This is a genomic window from Streptomyces sp. NPDC041784, from assembly GCF_055591025.1.
Map to the genome: position 1 here is coordinate 73429 of NZ_JBVJAB010000021.1, position 18000 is coordinate 91428.

An 18000-nucleotide genomic window follows, 5' to 3' on the forward strand; every position below is an offset into this window, starting at 1 on the left:
GCTGTCAGCCCTTGACCGCGCCGAGCATCACGCCGGAGACGAAGTAGCGCTGGACGAAGGGGTACACGCAGAGGATGGGCAGCGCGGTGAGCACGATCGTGACCGCCTGGATGTTCGCCCCGACCTGGCTGAGCTGCTCGGTGGCGGCGCCGGCGTTGCCGCCCGTGGTGGCGCCCGAGATGAGGTTGCGCAGATAGACGGTCACCGGCATCAGCTCGGTGCGGTCCATGTAGAGGTAGGCCGAGAACCAGGAGTTCCAGAAGGAGACCGAGTAGAAGAGCACCATCGTCGCGATCACCGCCTTGGACAGCGGCAGCACGATCCGCAGCAGGATGCCGTACGTGCTCAGGCCGTCGATCTCGGCGGCCTCCTCCAGTTCGGTCGGCAGGCTCTCGAAGAAGGCCTTCATCACCAGCAGGTTGAAGACGCTGATGGCGTTGGGCAGGGCGATCGCCCAGACGGAGTTCTTCAGGCCGAGGCTGGTGACCAGGACGTAGTTCGGGATCAGTCCGCCGGAGAAGAACATGGTGAACACGGCAACCCCGACGAGGACGCCCCGCCCCTTGAGGTTCTTCTTCGACAGGACGTAGGCGTAGCACGTGGTCAGCAGCATGGCCACGACGGTGGAGACGACCGTGTAGAAGACGGTGTTGCCGTAGTTGCGCCAGAACATCGTGTCCCGGAGGACGATGTCGTAGGTGGTGAGGTTGAACCCCTTCGGCCACAGGGTGACCTCACCGGCGCGGATCTGCCGTTCGCCGCTGAAGGACCGGGCGACGATGTTGACGAAGGGGTAGAGGGTCACCAGCACGACCAGGGTGAGGATCACTCCGTTGACGCCCTGGAAGACGCGGTATCCGCTGGTGGGCTGGTTCACCGAGGTGCGCGGACGCCCGGACAGGGAGGTCGGCGGGCTCACCACAGGCTCGTCCCCACCGCGCGGCGCGACAGCTGGTTCGCGGAGGTGATCAGCACCAGGCCGATGACCGCCTCGAACAGACCGATCGCGGCGGCGTAGCTGAAGCTGTTGGACTCGACGCCGGCCCGGTAGAGGTAGGTGGAGACCACATCGGCCGTCGGGTAGGTCAGCGGGTTGTAGAGCAGCAGGATCTTCTCGAAACCGACTGCCATGAACGTACCGATGTTGAGGATCAGCAGCGTGACCATGGTGGGGCGGATGCCCGGCAGGGTGACGTGCCAGATCTGTTTCCACCGGTTGGCGCCGTCGATCCGGGCGGCCTCGTACAGGTCCTCGTCGATCGTGGTCAGCGCGGCGAGGTAGAGGATCGTGCCCCAGCCGGCGGTCTGCCAGATCTCCGAGCCGACGTAGATCGTGCGGAACCAGCCGGGTTCCTGGATGAACCGGACCGGATCCTGGCCGAACCAGCCCAGCACATGGTTGACGGGCCCGTCGGTGGCGAGCATCTGCAGGGTGATGCCCGCGACGATCACGATCGACAGGAAGTGCGGCAGATACGAAACCGATTGCACGAACCGTTTCAGCGAGCGTCGGCGCACCTCGTTGAGCAGCAGCGCCAGCACGATCGGGATCGGGAAACAGAAGACGAGGGTGAGCGCACCCAGCCACAGCGTGTTGCGGAAGACCTGCCAGAAGGTCGGGTCGGACAGGAACATCCGCACGTAGCGCAGCCCCACCCACTGCTCGCCCAGGATCGAGCCGCCGGGCTCGAAGCGGCGGAAGGCGATGACGTTGCCGATCATCGGCAGATAGCGGAAGACCAGGAAGAACAGCAGCGGCAGCACGGCCAGCGAGTACAGCTGCCAGTCCCGGCGCAGCGCGTGCCGCCAGCCCCGGCGCGGGGCCGGCCGCTCGGGGCCGTGCCGGGTCTTCGGCGGTGGGTCCTGGGTTCCTGGGGGTGGGGCCGACGTGGTGGAGGTGCTCATGCTCGGGCCTCCCGGGGCGTCACTCGAAACGTTCGACTCGCCACATGCGCTCTCGAAACTTTCGTGCCCTTACCGGTAACTCTGCGGCAACGTAAGGGCACACGGAAAGCGCTGTCAATGGGTGCTGCACGGTGGACCGGTGGGACGTCATACGGCGTTGAAGTCGTCCACGGGTGGGGTAGAACCGGGGAGTCCGGTGCTACCCGTCCTCCGCAAATTTCTGGACGGGATACGCAACGATCGTTCGCCCACGACCCCTGCGAGGTGCCCCGTGCCCGCGTTCGACCTGCCCCTGGCGGAGCTGGAACGCCACCGCCCCGGCCTCGACGAGCCCGCCGACTTCGACGCGTTCTGGCAGGACACCCTCAAGGACGCCGGGCAGCACGAACCCCTGGTGTCGGTCCGCCCGGTGGAGACCGGACTGCGCCTGACAGACACCTGGGACGTCACGTTCCGCGGCTTCGCCGGGGAGCCGGTCCGGGCCTGGTTCAGCCTCCCCGCGCACGCCCGGGGACCGCTTCCCGCCGTTGTCGAGTACGTCGGCTACGGCCGCGGCCGGGGCCTCCCGCACGAGCGGCTGACCTGGGTGAACGCCGGGTACGCGCACCTGTTGATGGACAACCGCGGCCAGGGCGACCAGTACGGCAACGGCGGCGCCACCCCCGACCCGCACGCCCACGCCTCCGGCGGCCCGGGCCCTGCGGTGCGCGGCCTGCTCTCCCCGCACGACCACCACTACCGCCGGCTGATCACGGACGCGGTGCGCGCGGTGACGGCGGTCCGCGCGCTGCCCGGCGTGGACCCCGCGAGGACCGCCGCCGCCGGCAACAGCCAGGGTGGCGGACTGGCCCTGGCGGTGGCCGGCCTGGTTCCCGATCTCGCCGCGGTCCTGGTCACCGCCCCGTTCCTGTGCGGCATCCGCCGCGCCCTGGACCTCACCGACGCGGCACCCTACGGCGAGATCACCGCCTACCTCTCCGTCCACCGCGGCGCCGAACAGGCCGCGTTCCGCACGCTCTCCTACATGGAGGGCGTCTCCTTCGCCCGCCGCGCCCACGCCCCGGCCCACTTCGGCACCGGCCTGCGCGACACGGTGTGCCCCCCGAGCGGCGCGTACGCGGCGTTCAACCGCTACGGCGAGCTGAGCGGGGGCGGCGCGGATCCGCGCCGGGAGATCCACGCGTACCCGTTCAACGGGCATGAAGGGGGCGAGGCGGAACAGGTGCGGCGGCAACTGGAGTGGCTGGCGCGGGTGGTGACGGTGTAGATCTCCGCAACTTCCTTGACCGGCACCCCAATTGGCGGCGGCGAGCGGTGACACGGTAAAGTCGCCGACGGCGTTGCGACAACGTTGTCTCACGCCTTTCCGGCCTCGACTTCCGGCCCGTGGCACCGTCCGGGTCGGGCCCCGGACCGCCCTACTCCCCCCAGGGGGCGGCCCGCTCGCGGACCCGGCGGGCGCGCGGCTCGCTGCCCACCGGGTCCGCCCGGAGCGGGGTCGGAGTCACCCCGCCCGGTCACCCCACCCGGTCACCCCACTCGGTCACCCCACCAGGTCACCCCACCCGGCAGGGAAGGGTCGTGGCGCTGTCGCCGCCGGAGCCGGTGACCACATAGCCGAAGGTCGTGCTCTGCCCCGGACTCAGTGAGCCGTTCCAGTCGGCGTTGTGGACCATCACCGCCTGGCCGTTGTAGGTGGCGTTGCCGTTCCAGAGGCTGGCGACCGACTGCCCCGTCGGCAGGGCCCAGTCGACCATCCAGCCGAGCATGGGGACGTCGCCGGAGTTGGTGACGGTCACCTCGGACTGGTAGCCGCCGTTCCAGCTGCCGGTCGTCCGGCGGGTGGCGGTGCAGGTGCCGGGGACGGGCTCGGAGGGGTTGCCGGGCTCGTGGACACCGGTCACCTCGCCGTTTCCGCCGTCGAAGACGATGTCGGAGCACGAGTAGAAGGTCTCGGCACTGTCCGAGCGCTGCCAGACCATGTAGATGATGTGGCGGCCCGACTTGTTCGCCGGGAGCTGCCCGGTCCAGGAGTAGTTGGCCTCGACCGTCCCCGGGGAGCCGTTGAGCGGCGGGTGGTCGACGCTGAGGAAGGGCCGGTCCTCGATGTCGTCCCAGGTGAGGGTCCGGGTCGGGTCGAAGCCGTCCTTGGTGACGTAGACGTGGAACCAACCCGGGTGCGCGGCCCAGGCGTTGTACGAGAAGTCGACGGTCGCGCCGGAGGTGAGGTGGGTCAGCGGCCAGTCGTCGCGGGGGGCGTTGAAACCGGTGAAGTTGGTGTTCCCGCCACTGCACAGCTGGCCGTCCGGGACGAAGCCGCGGGTGCGGCCGGCGCCGTCGGAGCGCAGGACGGAGAACCAGTTGTAGAACGGCGTGGTGCCGCTTACCTGTTGGGCGTTCTTGCAGGCCGGGTTGATCGGCTTGATCTCACCGGTGTCGGTCAGACCGTCCTGCCAGCACAGAAACGTGCGGCTGCCCGGCTTCATGGGGGTTCCGTGGGCTTCGGCCTTGCCGCCGGTCGTGACGATGAGACCGAGGGCCGGGACGGTGGCCACCAGGGCCAGGAGGACGAGGAGCAGGGCTCTGCCGCGTGACCGCGACCTCGGCACTGCTGTTGTGATCATGACAGAAGACATGACGGAGTCCGTCCTTCCATGTACGGACCGTGCGCGTATGGGGAGTTCGTGCGGGCGTGCGGGGGGGTGGGGGTTGGGATGCACGGGGGGTGGGGGTGCGGGGGTCGAGCGCGATGGGGTGGGGTGCGGGTGCGCGAGGCGGGAACGCTCCCGGGTCCGGGCGGGTTCCGGTCCGCCGGGTAACGTGATGGGAGCGCTCCCACCTCACCTGTGGCGGAAGGTAGCGCCGTACGGCCCACTTGTAAACGGGCGCGTACGGCGCTGTCGGGAACTGCCGGTCTCCGTGGTGGTGCGGGGAGGTCAGGAGGTGCTGGCGCAGGAGTTCCTTGCCGTAGTCGTTGCCGTTGGGCGTGCGGACCACGCAGTGCAGGTGCTGCTGGGTCGGGTCGCCGCCGTTGGTCTCGCCGTAGAGCGAGCCGAAGGCGAACGGCGACTGGCAGTCGATCTCGATCCAGATGACGGGGCTCTGGATCCGGCAGTAGAAGGCCGAGTCGTCGGCCGTGCCGCCCATCCAGGCGAAGTAGGTCTCGTTCAGGTGCTTCCTGATCTGGCTCATCTGGATCTTGGCCACTTCGTCCTTGGCCTTGCCGACGAAACGCTGGACCAGGGTGAGCAACAGCTTGCGCTGGGCGGCGGTGAGCCCGGTGGCGAGGAGGCCCTTGTACTCGACGACCGCGCTGTCCGTGAAGGCGCCGGCGGTGATCTCGTCGTTGTCCTTCTCGGACTTGAGGATCGCCCTCGACCGCTGGGTGGAGTCGAGGGAGTTGACGACCGCGAGGGCCGCCTCGATCTCCTCCTGCATCACCTCGGTCCTCGTGCCGTCGATCTCCATCGAGGTTGGTTCGCAGCCCCAGAAGCAGGGGCTCATGACGACCTGGTCACCGAGGACGAAATAGTTGACGACCAGGTATGGCCGTCGAACTGGAAGCCCCAGGGTTCGGCCGCGGACGGCGTCCCCATGATCGTTCAGTAGTACGCCTCGGCGTACTGGGTGTTGCTGACGGCCTCGCAGGCCGCCTTGTTGATCTTCCGGGTGAGCTGGGTGGTCTCCAGGCCCTGGGCACTGAGGGCGGCCTTGAGCAGGGCCTCGCCGAGGGCGTTCTTCTCGTCGGAGAGGTCGGCGATGGAGACGCCCTGGCGGGAGTAGGCGTCGGTGTTGGACCACAGCCGCCACTCGGTGGAGTGCACGGTGAACTGCGCGTCGGACTTCTCGCTGTCGCTCAGCCCGGCGAGGAAGGCCTCGGCCGCGGCGATCACCGGGGCGGTGTCGACGCCCTGGGAGTGGATCGGGTAGAGGTCGTCGATCCGCTTGCCGTCGGTGGTGAGGCCGAAGAACTCCTCGGTGATGCCCTCCGTGGGCATGGCTCCACCGGCCCCGCCGCCCGGACCCCCGCTGGGCGCGCCGCTCGGCGAGGCGGAGGCCGAGGCGGAGGCCGAGGCGGAGGCGTCCGCCGTGCCGGTGGTGTCGTCGGCCATCGCTGCCCAGGCCCCGGCGCCGCCCATGGTCGCGACGGCGGTGGCGCCGCCGGCGAAGAAGACCTTGCGCATGAAGGTGCGGCGACCGGCGTGGGCGCGGCGACCGGTTTCGCGTCGTGTTTCCGGCTGCGCGGGGACGACTCTGGGGGCGGAAACTGAGCGGAAACGGAAGAAACGCACTCCAGGTCACCGTCAAGCGTCCTCCGGGTCCTCCGAGTTCTCCGATTCCTCCTCGTCCTCCGGGTCCTCTGTCGGGCCCACGTCCCGGAAGACGCTCCTGTAGTCCCCGGTGCGGACCATTTCGTCGACGACCTCGACCATCTCGGCGATTCCCTTGTCGCGGACGATCAGCCCGTCCCAGACATAGAAGTAGCGGCCGCCGAGGCACTCGTCGGTCCCGCGCCGCTTGTCCATCACACGGTGCACGACGTCGAGGGTGTAGATGGTCCCCGACCAGCGTTCCCCGCTGTCGAAGGTCACCCACATGTCGACGTCGTCGATCTCGTCGAGAGGTGTGTAGGCGTCGGGTACGAAACAGATCTCGTACCCGTCACGCCGGACGCGATAGAACGGCCCGTCCCACATCGAGTGTCCCCCCCCCGCTCCGACCGGGCGCTGTCCGCCCGCTGTCGATCAAGGGTAGTCACGCCACTCGCACGGGTGTACAGGAGACGGGTGGACGTCAGAAGAGTCAGGGAGGAGGTTTTCGGCCAAGAGCGTCCCTCGGGGCGGGACGTGGCCGCGACGCGGGCGGGAGAGCGGCTCGGCCGGCTCCCCGCCTCACCGCAGCGACGCCCGTGAACTCCAGGTCAGAGTGTCCGCGCCCGTCTCGCCCGTCAGGGGCAGTTCGACGGTGAACTCGGTACGGCCCGGCTCGCTGCGGACGTCGATCCGGCCGCCGTGGGCCGCGGTGATCGCGGCGACGATGGCGAGGCCGAGGCCGGAGCCGGCGCCCTGGGTGGCCCGGGCGCGGGAGGCGTCGGCCCGGGTGAAGCGTTCGAAGACGGTCGGCAGGAGAGCGGGCGGGATGCCGGGACCGTCGTCGCGGACGCGGATCGTGCCGAGGCCGTCGCGTGCCTCGACCACGGCCACCACCCGGGTGCCCACCGGGGTGTGGACGCGGGCGTTGGCCAGCAGGTTGGCCACCACCTGGTGGAGGCGGGCCTCGTCGCCGAGGACCAGCGGCGGGGCGTCCAGGCACAGCTCCAGCTGCCAGTCGTGACCGTCGCCGGCGGCCCGCGCGTCCCACACCGCCTCGGCGACCAGCGACGCCAGGTCCACCTCGGCCGACTGGAGCGGCCGGCCCTCGTCCAGGCGGGCCAGCAGGAGCAGGTCCTCGACCAGGCCGGTCATCCGGGCCGACTCCGCGGTGACCCGGCGCCAGGCCATGCCCGGTTCGATGCGGTCGGTGCCGCGGTTCATCAGCTCCGCGTAGCCGGAGATCGAGGCGAGCGGGGTGCGCAGTTCGTGGCTGGCGTCGGCCAGGAAGCGCCGCATGCGTTCCTCGCTGCGGCGCACCCGCTCCTCGCTGCGCTGGCGTTCGGCGAGCGAGGACTCCACGTGGTCGATCATGCGGTTGAGGGCGGCGCCGACCTGGCCGGCCTCGCTGCCGGGATCGGTGTCGCGTTCGGGAACACGGGTGAGACCGGTCACCTCGCCTCGGCAGAGCGGTGCCCGGGAGACCTCGACCGCGGTGGCGGCGACCCGGCCGAGGGGGCGCAGCTGTCGTCGTATGACCACCGCGCAGACGCAGCCGGCCGCGGTCAGGCCCGCCGCCGCGACGGCGGCCTCGATGACCACCAGGCCGCTGATCATGTCCTGGACGTCGTCCATCGGGAGGCCGGTGAGGACGCGGACGCCGTCCTGGTCGAGCGCGGTGACGCGGTAGGTGCCCAGGCCGGGGACCGTTCGGGTGTGGTACGACCCGTCGGTCCCGATGTCCGCCAGGGCCGCGATCTGGGCGGCGGTGAGGTTCTGCGGCGGGGCGTCCTGGCCCACGGTGGCCGCCGCGAGGATCGTGCCGTCGGCGTCCAGGCGGGCGGCGAGCATGCCGGCGGGGTGGCCGCTCTCGTTGAGGAAGGTCAGGTCACCGGTGAGGTCCGGGTGGAGCGAGGCCCCGCCCAGGCTGCGCTCGGCCGCGTTGGTGACCCGGTCGTCGAGGTTGCCCAGCAGGTAGGCGCGCTGGGCGAAGACGGTGGTGAGGGCCATGGCCGCGCACACGGCGACCAGGATGGCGGTGATGAGGAGGAGGAGACGGGTGCGCAGGGAACGGCCCCGGAGCCGGCGGAGGTTCATCTCCCGTCCTCCACCGGCCTGATCGCGTACCCCAGCCCGCGCACGGTGTGGATCATCGGCGCGCGGCCCCGGTCGAGCTTGCGGCGCAGGCTGGAGATGTACACCTCGACGAGGTTGCCGCCGCCGTCGAAGGAGCTGCTCCAGACGTGGTCGAGGATCTGCGCCTTGCTCAGGACCTGGCGCGGGTGCTCCATGAACAGGCTGAGCAGGTCGAACTCCTTGGCGGTGAGCGCGACCGGGGCGCCGTCGCGGTGCACCTCCCGGGTCCGGGCGGTGACCACCAGACCGCCGAGGACGCGTACGTCGTCGGCGGCGCGGGTGCGTTCGGCGCCGGAGCGGCGCAGCAGTCCGCGCAGTCTCAGCACGACCTCCTCCAGGGAGAAGGGTTTGGTGACGTAGTCGTCGGCGCCGTTGGCCAGCCCGTCGATGCGGTACTCCGGGGCGTCGCGGGCGGTGAGCATGAGGACGGGCAGTTCGGGGCTCTCGTACCGCAGGCGGCGCAGTACCTGGATGCCGTCCAGGTCGGGGAGCATGCCGTCGAGGACGACGGCGTGCGGGGCGCAGCCCCGGGCCACGCGCAGGGCGCTCTGCCCGTCGGCCGCCGGGTAGGGATGCCAGCCCGCCTCGGTGACCGCCACGGACAGCACTTCGGTGAGTGCCGGCTCGTCGTCGACGATGAGCACGCGGACGCGGCCGGTTCGGGTCCCGGGGGTGCCAGTCATGTCCCGATCCTGTCCCGGCCGGCTGGGGGAAGCCTGTGTTCAGCCTGAGGGTCGGCGATGACCCGGGACGAACACGGCGAAGGGCCGCACCCCCGGCGACGGGGGTACGGCCCTCAACTGCCTTGCGGAGCCGCTTACTTGCGGATCAGACTGCGCAGCACGTACTGCATGATGCCGCCGTTGCGGTAGTAGTCGGCCTCACCGGGGGTGTCGATGCGGACGACCGCGTCGAACTCGACGCCGGTGTCGGTGGTGACCTTCACCGTGCGCGGGGTGGTGCCGTTGTTCAGCTCCTCGACGCCGGTGAAGGAGAAGGTCTCCTCGCCGGTCAGACCGAGGGACTCGGCGGAGGCACCCTCCGGGAACTGGAGCGGCAGGACGCCCATGCCGATGAGGTTCGAGCGGTGGATGCGCTCGTAGGACTCGGCGATGACGGCCTTGACGCCGAGCAGCGCGGTGCCCTTGGCGGCCCAGTCGCGGGACGAGCCGGAGCCGTACTCCTTGCCGGCCAGGATGGCCAGCGGGATGCCCTGCTCGATGTAGTTGCGGGAGGCGTCGTAGATGAACGCCACCGGCGCGCCCTCGACGGTGAAGTCGCGGGTGTAGCCGCCTTCCGTGCCCGGCGCGATCTGGTTGCGCAGGCGGATGTTGGCGAACGTACCGCGGATCATGACCTCGTGGTTGCCTCGGCGGGAGCCGTAGGAGTTGAAGTCACGACGCTCCACACCGTGCTCGGTGAGGTACTTGCCGGCCGGGGTGTCGGCCTTGATGGCGCCGGCCGGGGAGATGTGGTCGGTGGTGACCGAGTCGCCCAGCTTGGCCAGGACGCGGGCGCCCGTGATGTCGGAGACCGGGGTGGTCTCCATCGTCATGCCCTCGAAGTACGGGGGCTTGCGGACGTAGGTCGACTCGGCGTCCCACTCGAAGGTGTTGCCGGTCGGGATCGGCAGGGCCTGCCACTGGGCGTCGCCCGCGAAGACGTCCTGGTAGGACTTGTTGAACATGTCCTCGCCGATGGCGTTGGCCACGACGTCGTTGACCTCGGCCTCGGAGGGCCAGATGTCGGCCAGGAAGACCGGCTTGCCCTCCTGGTCCGTGCCGAGGGCCTCGCGCGTGATGTCCACCTTCATGGAGCCGGCGAGGGCGTAGGCGACAACCAGCGGCGGGGAGGCCAGGTAGTTCATCTTGACGTCGGGGTTGATCCGGCCCTCGAAGTTCCGGTTGCCGGAGAGGACCGAGGTGACCGCGAGGTCGTGGTCGTTGACGGCCTTGGAGACCTCCTCCGGCAGCGGGCCGGAGTTGCCGATGCAGGTGGTGCAGCCGTAGCCGACGAGGTTGAAGCCGACCTTGTCGAGGTACGGGGTGAGGCCCGCCTTGTCGAAGTAGTCGGTGACGACCTTCGAGCCCGGAGCCAGGGTGGTCTTGACCCACGGCTTGCGGGTCAGGCCCTTCTCCACCGCCTTCTTGGCCACCAGCGCGGCGGCGACCATGACGTACGGGTTGGAGGTGTTGGTGCAGGAGGTGATGGCCGCGACGGTGACCGCGCCGTGGTCGATCACGTACGTCGAGCCGTCGGGGGCGGTGACGGTGACCGGGTTCGACGGGGCGCCGTTGGGGTGGATGGCCGGGGCGTCCGAGGCCGGGAAGGACTCCTGGCCCGCCTCGTCCACGGTGTCGACGTAGTTGCGTACGTCCTGCGTGAACTGCTGGGCGGCGTTGGCGAGGACGATGCGGTCCTGCGGGCGCTTCGGGCCGGCGATCGACGGGACGACCGTCGACAGGTCCAGCTCGAGCTTCTCGGAGAAGTCCGGCTCGGCCTTCGGGTCCAGCCAGAGGCCCTGCTCCTTGGCGTACGCCTCGACGAGCGCGACCTGCTGCTCGGAGCGGCCGGTGAGCTTGAGGTACTTCAGGGTCTCGTCGTCGATCGGGAAGATCGCGGCGGTGGAGCCGAACTCCGGGGACATGTTGCCGATGGTGGCGCGGTTCGCCAGGGACGTGGCGGCGACGCCCTCGCCGTAGAACTCGACGAACTTGCCGACGACGCCGTGCTTGCGCAGCATCTCGGTGATCGTGAGCACGAGGTCGGTGGCGGTGGTGCCGGGCTTCAGCTCACCGGTGAGCTTGAAGCCGACGACGCGCGGGATGAGCATGGAGACCGGCTGGCCGAGCATCGCGGCCTCGGCCTCGATGCCGCCGACGCCCCAGCCGAGGACGCCGAGGCCGTTGACCATGGTGGTGTGCGAGTCGGTGCCGACCAGGGTGTCGGGGTACGCCTGGCCGTTGCGGACCATGACGGTCCGGGCGAGGTGCTCGATGTTCACCTGGTGCACGATGCCGGTACCCGGCGGGACGACCTTGAACTCGTCGAACGCGGTCTGACCCCAGCGCAGGAACTGGTAGCGCTCCTTGTTGCGGCCGTACTCCAGCTCGACGTTCTGCGCGAACGCCTCGTTGGTGCCGAACTTGTCGGCGATGACGGAGTGGTCGATGACCAGCTCGGCCGGGGCCAGCGGGTTGATCTTCGCCGGGTCACCGCCCAGCTCCTTGACGGCCTCACGCATGGTGGCGAGGTCGACGACACAGGGAACGCCGGTGAAGTCCTGCATGATCACGCGGGCCGGCGTGAACTGGATCTCCTGGCTGGGCTGGGCCTGCGAGTCCCAGTTGCCGAGGGCGCGGATGTGGTCGGCGGTGATGTTCGCGCCGTCCTCCGTGCGGAGCAGGTTCTCCAGCAGGACCTTGAGGCTGTAGGGGAGTCGGGCCGAGCCCTCCACCTTGTCCAGGCGGAAGATCTCGTACGACTCGTCGCCCACCGGCAGCGTGCTGCGGGCGTCGAAGCTGTTCGCCGACACGACGGTCTCCTTCATTGATGTGCGCGTACCACCGCATCCTGCCGCCACGCGGGCTTGGCCGATCCGCTAAGGTCAGGCTAAGTTAGGTAACCCTTACTAGGGTGGCGGCTGCGGTGCGCCTCGGCAGATATCTCGATGTCGAGATAACTCTAGTACATGGGGGCTGGATGGTCATGCCCGGGCTCGCCCCTCCCGAGCCCCGACGGCGGGAAATCGCGTAGCGCCCCGGTCGCGGCCGCTGCTTGACTCGCCCGGACCCGAGCGATCTCGACGACCCCGAAGATCCGACGATCTCGAAGATCCCGACGATCCCCCGTGAGGCCTCCATGACCACCCCCGCCATACCTCCCACCCCCGGTCGCACCGAGAACGACGCCGCGCCCCTGATGGTGCTCATCGGGCCGGCCGGTGCCGGGAAGACCACGCTGGGGCGGGAGGTCGCCGCTCGGGCCGGGGTGCCGTTCGTGGATCTGGACGCCATCGGCGACCGGTACTACGCGGAGGTGGGCTGGAGCATCGCACGGGTGCGCGAGCGGATCGGGGCGGTGGGGCGGCTCGCCGCCGAGACCGAGTGGGAGCCGGCCCGGGCGCACGCCGTGGCGCGGGTGGTCGCCGAGCGCCCGGGCACGGTGGTCGCGCTGGGCGCCGGGCACACCAGCTACACCGACCCGGCGGCACTCGCCACTGCGTGCGCCGCACTGGCCCGTTGCCATGACGTCGTGCACCTGCTGCCCTCACCCGACCGCGCGGTGTCCCTGGCGGTACTGCGACGGCGCTGCGCGGACACCAAGGGCAGCGGCTGGATCGTCGACGGGCACGACTTCCTCGCGCAGTGGCTGGACGACCCGGCCGTACGGCAGATGGCGACCCGGACCGTACACACCGGGGAGGAGCCGCCGGGCAGAACGGCGGACCGGTTGCTGCGCGGCGGCGGCGCCCTCAACGGCGGCCATGGAACGGCGGAGCCGGGGTAGACGGAAGACGGCTCCCGCACAGCAGCACGGGACGTCGCACGACATCGGTGGATTCGCCCGGACCTTTCGGGTGGCGTCGTACACGTACCCCCAGGCGGCATTGACGAAGCATCACTCGAATGGACCCCCCATGAGGCACCATCTCATATCTGAGATAGCCTCAGCCTCATGGCAGACGACTACCTCGTACGCATCGGCAAGCTCATTCGTGACGCCCGGCAGCACCGGGGCTGGACACAGGCACAGCTGGCCGAGGCGCTCGCAACCAGCCAGAGCGCGGTCAACCGCATCGAGCGCGGCAACCAGAACATCAGCCTTGAGATGATCGCTCGAATCGGTGAAGCACTGGACAGTGAGATCGTCTCACTGGGCTACGCGGGACCGATGCATCTGCGCGTGGTGGGCGGCCGTCGACTGTCCGGCGCCATCGACGTGAAGACCAGCAAGAACGCCTGCGTGGCGCTGTTGTGCGCCTCGCTGCTCAACCGGGGCCGGACGGTGCTGCGCCGGGTCGCCCGGATCGAGGAGGTCTACCGCCTGCTCGAGGTGCTCAGCTCCATCGGCGTGCGGGCCCGCTGGATCAACGACGGGGTGGATCTGGAGATCGTGCCGCCGGCCGCGCTGGACCTGGACGCGATCGACGCCGAGGCCGCCGTCCGCACCCGCTCCATCATCATGTTCCTCGGCCCGCTGCTGCACCGCGTGGACCAGTTCAAGCTGCCCTACGCCGGCGGCTGCGACCTCGGCACGCGGACCATCGAGCCGCACATGATCGCGCTGCGCCGGTTCGGGCTGGACATCGCGGCGACGGAGGGGCAGTACCACGCCGTCGTCGACCGCGCCGTACGGCCGGACCGGCCGATCGTGCTGACCGAGCGCGGGGACACGGTCACGGAGAACGCGCTGCTGGCCGCCGCGCGGCACAACGGGGTGACCGTCATCCGCAACGCCTCTTCCAACTACATGGTCCAGGACCTGTGTTTCTTCCTGGAGGCGCTGGGCGTGAAGGTGGAGGGCATCGGCACCACCACGCTCACCGTGCACGGTGTGCCGGACATCGACGTCGACGTCGACTACTCCCCCTCCGAGGACCCGGTCGAGGCGATGAGCCTGCTCGCCGCCGCGGTGGTGACGGAGTCGCAGCTGACGGTGCGCCGGGTCCCCATCGAGTTCCTGGAGATCGAGCTGGCGGTCCTGGAGGAGATGGGCCTCGACCACGACCGCACGCCCGAGTACGTCGCCGACAACGGCCGCACCCGGCTGGTGGACCTCACCGTCCGGCCCTCCAAGCTGGAAGCGCCGATCGACAAGATCCACCCGATGCCGTTCCCCGGCCTGAACATCGACAACGTCCCCTTCTTCGCGGCCATCGCGGCCGTCGCGTCCGGCAAGACCCTCATCCACGACTGGGTCTACGACAACCGCGCGATCTACCTCACCGACCTCAACCGCCTCGGCGGGCGCCTCCAACTCCTCGACCCGCACCGCGTCCTGGTCGAGGGCCCCACCCGCTGGCGCGCGGCCGAGATGATGTGCCCGCCGGCCCTGCGGCCCGCGGTGGTCGTCCTGCTGGCGATGATGGCGGCGGAGGGCACGTCCGTGCTGCGCAACGTCTATGTCATCAACCGCGGTTACGAGGACCTCGCCGAGCGGCTGAACTCGGTCGGGGCGCAGATCGAGATCTTCCGCGACATCTGAGGGGCGGTGCCGCCGCACCCTGTCCGACCTGCGCGCACGCGGGCCTGGACGGGGTGCACGGCTGCCGCGCCCTCGGCGTGGCCTTCCGCGAGCACCCGTCCGTCGGGCCGTCACGGATGAAGGGCGGCGTGCCCCGCGGACAGTCCTGCCGACGCCGACGCCGGTAGAACAGTCCGGGAGTTCAGGAGTCGGATCGGATGGCGTCCTGCGGATGCCCGGGGCGCTCGGACCTGCGATGGCTGGTGTCGCACCACGGGTAGGTCCGACTGCGTCGGCAGGTGCACAGGGCGACACAGAACCGGTCGGACGACACGGTGGTGCCGTCCTCCAGAGTGACCTCCACCGGGCCTTCGACCAGCAGCGGTCCCGCTCGCTGGGCGGTTATGCGGCAGCGACGTTCATCCACGTCGTACAGCACGAATGATCACCAGCTCTTCCTTCTCGTCGTCGTCTTCGACCAGGCCGCAGCCGCGCAGCCAGCCTTTCCGGGAACGCAGGACGGGGCCGAAGGCGATGCGGTGGTGTGCCAGGATTCCGGCGCGCAGGCCCCTCGCCCGCAACTGCCGCAGCGACTCTTCCGGACCGCTCAGGGCGGACTGGACCAGCAGCAGCACCCCGCCGGGCCGCAGGAGCACGGGTGCGTCCTGGCATATGCGGTCCAGCACGAGACGGCCATCGTGTCCGGCGTCCCAGGCCCGCGCCGAGCCCCGTCGGGGGCACGAAGCGGCGGGGGCCGGCACGTACGGCGGGTTCGACAGGATGAGGTCGAAGGATCGGCCCGACACCGGGGCCAGCAGGTCGCCGCGTCTGACGCGCAGCGGGAGTCGAGCCAGCACCGCGTTGGCCTTTGCGTTCAGAGCCGCTCGCCAGGAGATGTCGACGGCCGTGACGCGTGCGCCGAGCCGGGCCGCGGCCAAGGCGACGGCGCCTGTGCCCGTGCCCACGTCGAGGACTTCGGCCTGTGGGGGAAGGGGTTCGGGGCACAGGTATTCGTTGCGCAGGTGTCGGACGAGCAGGTCGGTGTCGTCCTGGGGGGTGTAGACGCCGGGCAGAGTAACCGTGGTCATGGGGGTTTCATCTCCGGTTCGCGCGGCTTGCGCGAGAACCTTGTTCGCCGCCTGCAGGCCGACTCGCAGACTCGCAGATCAGACAGGTAGGCGCAGCGATGACTCCCCGGTCCGCCACGCGCCGAGAAGGCGCTCGGCAAGGCGGTCTTCGAGATACGTGGTGGCTTCCACTCCGAAGGCGACATCGCCGTCGAGGTGGGGCTCTTCCTCGAGGAGGCCCGCGACGACTTCCCGGCGGACGACCTGTTCGTGCACGGCGTCGGCCTCCACGTGCTCGTCGTAGAAGTGTTCGGCGGCCGGTCCGGCGCCGGTGCGCCGCATGGCCTGGGCGAGGCGCCGCGAACCCGGGGACGAGGTGATCTCGACGGCGGCGAAATGCCCCACCAGGGCTCCTCGCAGCGCGCGGTGCAGGCCGAAGAGGGACATCATGTTCACGATGGCGAGGGCTTCGGCACCGGCCGCGTCGAGATAGTGCCCGTACGAGGTGTTCAGGTCGAGGTCGGCCATGAGATCGGCGAACAGGCGGGCGTGCACACGATCCGCGCGACCTCCGCCGAACTCGTCGAACTCCACGGCCGCCATTCCCGCCTTCGCCCTCCCCCACAATCGGGGCAGTACCCAGGCATGCGGGTCGGCTTCCTTGAGGTGGTAGAGCGACCGCTGTGCGGCATATTCGCGCAACTGCCACAGCTCACCCTCATGCTGCAAGAAATGGCTGACGCCGCTCCCGTCGACGGGTTCGACGAGCAGTTCCTCCAATGCCTCATCAGCGCGCCTGTTCCTGGGCGCCGCGTCACGGAGGGCCTCGAGAAAGGGCTGCTCGATGGCGGCTCGGACGTTGAGCAGGTCGGGATCCCATTCACGGTCGGCATCGACGTCGGCAAATCCCCGGTAATGCAGCTCGTAGCAGACATACAGGGCCAGCTGTAGATCATCTCCGAGCGGGGTGGCGCTGAGAAGCGTCTCTTCGTCCGGGAGCGGCCCCGCATTCCGCAGGTATCCGCCGATCGCCGCCGAGATCCGACCACGGGCGCGCGGCAGGGTCGGCTCTCTCGGTGGGAAATCCATGGGGACCGAGTACCCGTGATCCAGGGCTTCTCACCTGGGTGAGCGCAGGCGCACACGCCACCGCCACGCCCCTGTCCGACGTTGGCCTCGCCCGCCTGGCCAGCAGTCGATCCCCCTCTTCCAGAGTCCGGCCACACGCACGTGCCCGCCACCTCAGGGTCCGGCCCGGCGGCGGTCCTCCTCGTCCCACTTCCGGGTGTCTCGCGGCGTGACGTACGGCTCCTCTTCGGCCGGGTGACCGCCCGCGACAGCACGCTGGCGGTTCATCTCCGCGTCGAACTCCAGGCCGAGCAGGATGGCCAGATTCGTGATCCACAGCCACACCAGGAAGATGATCACCCCGGCGAGGGTGCCGTAGGTCTTGTTGTACGAGCCGAAGTTCGCCACGTAGAACGCGAATCCCGCCGAGGCGATCATCCAGATCAGCAGGGCGAGGAAACTGCCCGGAGTGATCCAGCGGAAGCCGCGGACCTTCGCGTTCGGGGTCGCCCAGTACAGGACCGCGATCATCACCGTGACCAGGACCACCAGCACCGGCCACTTCGCGATCGACCACACGGTGAGCGCCGTGTCACCGACCCCGAGCGTGGTGCCGACCTGCCGGGCCAGACCACCGGTGAACACCACGATCAGCGCACTGATCACAGCCATGACCATCAGCAGCACGGTCACGCCGACCCGCACCGGCAGCACCTTCCACACCGGACGGCCCTCGGGAACGTCGTAGACCGCGTTGGCGCTGCGGATGAACGCCGCGACATAGCCGGACGCCGACCACACCGCCAGCACCAGGCCCACGATCGCCATGATCGAGCCGATCCCTCCCTTGCCCTGCATCTGCTGCACGGCGTTGCGCAGGATGTCCTGCGCCGGGCCCGGGGCGAGCTTCTGGATGTTGTCCAGCACCGCCTGTGTCGCCGACTGTCCGACGATGCCGAGCAGCGACACGAGCGCCAGCAACGCGGGGAACAGCGCCAGGATCGAGTAGTAGGTCAGCGCCGCCGCCCGGTCGGTCAGCTCGTCCTTCTTGAACTCCTTGAGGGTGCCCTTCAGCACCGTCCTCCAGGAGCCTTCGGGCAGGTCCGTCGGACTGTCCGGCGCCTGCCGCTCCACCTGCTCGTCCTGCCCGGCAACCGTTGTCCGCCCGGTTTCGGCCTCCTGGCCGGACGTGACGTCCCCGCCGTGCCTTCCATGCCTTCTTATCGTTCGTGTCATTCCGTACGGGTATCCGACCGAACAGCACCTATACCCACATTCGGCGCAAATTGCTCAACCAGTCCGCCTGCAGGCGGACTGGTTGAGGAGTA

15 protein-coding genes and 2 pseudogenes are annotated in these 18000 nt (G+C 69.6%); 4 read left to right on the forward strand and 13 right to left on the reverse strand.

Features of this window, described 5'->3' with window-relative positions:
* Positions 1-4: 4 nt before the first annotated feature.
* Entirely contained in the window at positions 5-919 is a 915-nt protein-coding gene (locus ACZ6D7_RS34280) for a carbohydrate ABC transporter permease (RefSeq protein ID WP_469499574.1), read from the reverse strand.
* Entirely contained in the window at positions 916-1905 is a 990-nt protein-coding gene (locus ACZ6D7_RS34285; protein ID WP_469499577.1) for an ABC transporter permease, read from the reverse strand. Before ACZ6D7_RS34285 ends, ACZ6D7_RS34280 begins: the two co-directional genes overlap by 4 nt.
* A 271-nt stretch (positions 1906-2176) precedes the next feature.
* Here ACZ6D7_RS34285 and ACZ6D7_RS34290 point away from each other — a divergent pair, with 271 nt between their 5' ends.
* A complete protein-coding gene (locus ACZ6D7_RS34290) occupies positions 2177-3172 on the forward strand; it encodes an acetylxylan esterase (protein WP_469499579.1) in 996 nt (331 codons plus the stop codon).
* A 289-nt stretch (positions 3173-3461) separates the two neighbouring features.
* On the opposite strand, the gene ACZ6D7_RS34295 is transcribed toward ACZ6D7_RS34290, so the two are convergent.
* The 7 genes and pseudogenes from ACZ6D7_RS34295 to acnA all read right to left on the reverse strand — a co-directional run bounded on the left by ACZ6D7_RS34295 (position 3462) and on the right by acnA (position 11886).
* A complete protein-coding gene (locus tag ACZ6D7_RS34295) occupies positions 3462-4529 on the reverse strand; it encodes a lytic polysaccharide monooxygenase auxiliary activity family 9 protein (protein ID WP_469499582.1) in 1068 nt (355 codons plus the stop codon).
* A 397-nt stretch (positions 4530-4926) separates the two neighbouring features.
* Positions 4927-5409: pseudogene (locus ACZ6D7_RS34300) on the reverse strand (DUF3500 domain-containing protein); the annotation flags it as partial.
* 98 nt (positions 5410-5507) lie between these two features.
* Complete coding sequence (locus ACZ6D7_RS34305; protein ID WP_469499585.1) at positions 5508-6089, reverse strand: DUF3500 domain-containing protein; 582 nt, start codon at positions 6087-6089, stop codon at positions 5508-5510.
* Between the two features lie 120 nt (positions 6090-6209).
* Positions 6210-6602 carry a hypothetical protein gene (locus ACZ6D7_RS34310; RefSeq protein WP_469499588.1) on the reverse strand — a complete coding sequence of 131 codons (393 nt, stop codon included), beginning with the start codon at positions 6600-6602 and terminating at the stop codon, positions 6210-6212.
* Between the two features lie 195 nt (positions 6603-6797).
* Positions 6798-8312 carry a HAMP domain-containing sensor histidine kinase gene (locus tag ACZ6D7_RS34315; protein ID WP_469499591.1) on the reverse strand — a complete coding sequence of 505 codons (1515 nt, stop codon included), beginning with the start codon at positions 8310-8312 and terminating at the stop codon, positions 6798-6800.
* Positions 8309-9034, reverse strand: coding sequence for a response regulator transcription factor (locus ACZ6D7_RS34320; RefSeq protein WP_469499593.1), 726 nt, complete (start codon positions 9032-9034; stop codon positions 8309-8311). Before ACZ6D7_RS34320 ends, ACZ6D7_RS34315 begins: the two co-directional genes overlap by 4 nt.
* A gap of 134 nt (positions 9035-9168) precedes the next feature.
* Entirely contained in the window at positions 9169-11886 is a 2718-nt protein-coding gene (acnA, locus tag ACZ6D7_RS34325; protein ID WP_469499595.1) for an aconitate hydratase AcnA, read from the reverse strand.
* A gap of 326 nt (positions 11887-12212) precedes the next feature.
* Here acnA and ACZ6D7_RS34330 point away from each other — a divergent pair, with 326 nt between their 5' ends.
* The 3 genes and pseudogenes from ACZ6D7_RS34330 to ACZ6D7_RS34340 all read left to right on the forward strand — a co-directional run bounded on the left by ACZ6D7_RS34330 (position 12213) and on the right by ACZ6D7_RS34340 (position 14558).
* The gene (locus ACZ6D7_RS34330; RefSeq protein WP_469499598.1) at positions 12213-12860 is read left to right on the forward strand and encodes a shikimate kinase; all 648 of its coding nucleotides are present in this window, start codon (positions 12213-12215) and stop codon (positions 12858-12860) included.
* A gap of 8 nt (positions 12861-12868) precedes the next feature.
* Positions 12869-12964, forward strand: a pseudogene (locus ACZ6D7_RS34335) (DUF4236 domain-containing protein); the annotation flags it as partial.
* A 64-nt stretch (positions 12965-13028) separates the two neighbouring features.
* On the forward strand, positions 13029-14558 hold the full coding sequence (locus ACZ6D7_RS34340) for a UDP-N-acetylglucosamine 1-carboxyvinyltransferase (protein ID WP_469499600.1): 1530 nt from the start codon (positions 13029-13031) through the stop codon (positions 14556-14558).
* A 181-nt stretch (positions 14559-14739) separates the two neighbouring features.
* On the opposite strand, the gene ACZ6D7_RS34345 is transcribed toward ACZ6D7_RS34340, so the two are convergent.
* The 4 genes from ACZ6D7_RS34345 to ACZ6D7_RS34360 form a co-directional block, all read right to left on the reverse strand.
* A complete protein-coding gene (locus tag ACZ6D7_RS34345) occupies positions 14740-14973 on the reverse strand; it encodes a CDGSH iron-sulfur domain-containing protein (RefSeq protein WP_469499738.1) in 234 nt (77 codons plus the stop codon).
* Positions 14957-15625 carry a HemK2/MTQ2 family protein methyltransferase gene (locus tag ACZ6D7_RS34350; protein ID WP_469499603.1) on the reverse strand — a complete coding sequence of 223 codons (669 nt, stop codon included), beginning with the start codon at positions 15623-15625 and terminating at the stop codon, positions 14957-14959. Before ACZ6D7_RS34350 ends, ACZ6D7_RS34345 begins: the two co-directional genes overlap by 17 nt.
* Positions 15626-15703: 78 nt before the next feature.
* Positions 15704-16693 (reverse strand): iron-containing redox enzyme family protein, encoded by a 990-nt coding sequence (locus ACZ6D7_RS34355; protein ID WP_469499606.1) that lies wholly within the window; start codon positions 16691-16693, stop codon positions 15704-15706.
* Between the two features lie 153 nt (positions 16694-16846).
* On the reverse strand, positions 16847-17908 hold the full coding sequence (locus tag ACZ6D7_RS34360; protein ID WP_469499609.1) for a YihY/virulence factor BrkB family protein: 1062 nt from the start codon (positions 17906-17908) through the stop codon (positions 16847-16849).
* Between the last annotated feature and the right edge of the window lie 92 nt (positions 17909-18000).

Coding starts and splice junctions, on each gene's coding strand:
- ACZ6D7_RS34285 (WP_469499577.1), bottom strand. CDS start 1,905: ATGAGCACCTCCACCACGTCGGCCCCACCCCCAGGAACCCAGGACCCA.
- ACZ6D7_RS34295 (WP_469499582.1), bottom strand. CDS start 4,529: ATGATCACAACAGCAGTGCCGAGGTCGCGGTCACGCGGCAGAGCCCTG.
- ACZ6D7_RS34305 (WP_469499585.1), bottom strand. CDS start 6,089: ATGCGCAAGGTCTTCTTCGCCGGCGGCGCCACCGCCGTCGCGACCATG.
- ACZ6D7_RS34310 (WP_469499588.1), bottom strand. CDS start 6,602: ATGTGGGACGGGCCGTTCTATCGCGTCCGGCGTGACGGGTACGAGATC.
- ACZ6D7_RS34315 (WP_469499591.1), bottom strand. CDS start 8,312: ATGAACCTCCGCCGGCTCCGGGGCCGTTCCCTGCGCACCCGTCTCCTC.
- ACZ6D7_RS34320 (WP_469499593.1), bottom strand. CDS start 9,034: ATGACTGGCACCCCCGGGACCCGAACCGGCCGCGTCCGCGTGCTCATC.
- ACZ6D7_RS34330 (WP_469499598.1), top strand. CDS start 12,213: ATGACCACCCCCGCCATACCTCCCACCCCCGGTCGCACCGAGAACGAC.
- ACZ6D7_RS34340 (WP_469499600.1), top strand. CDS start 13,029: ATGGCAGACGACTACCTCGTACGCATCGGCAAGCTCATTCGTGACGCC.
- ACZ6D7_RS34350 (WP_469499603.1), bottom strand. CDS start 15,625: ATGACCACGGTTACTCTGCCCGGCGTCTACACCCCCCAGGACGACACC.
- ACZ6D7_RS34355 (WP_469499606.1), bottom strand. CDS start 16,693: ATGGATTTCCCACCGAGAGAGCCGACCCTGCCGCGCGCCCGTGGTCGG.
- ACZ6D7_RS34360 (WP_469499609.1), bottom strand. CDS start 17,908: ATGACACGAACGATAAGAAGGCATGGAAGGCACGGCGGGGACGTCACG.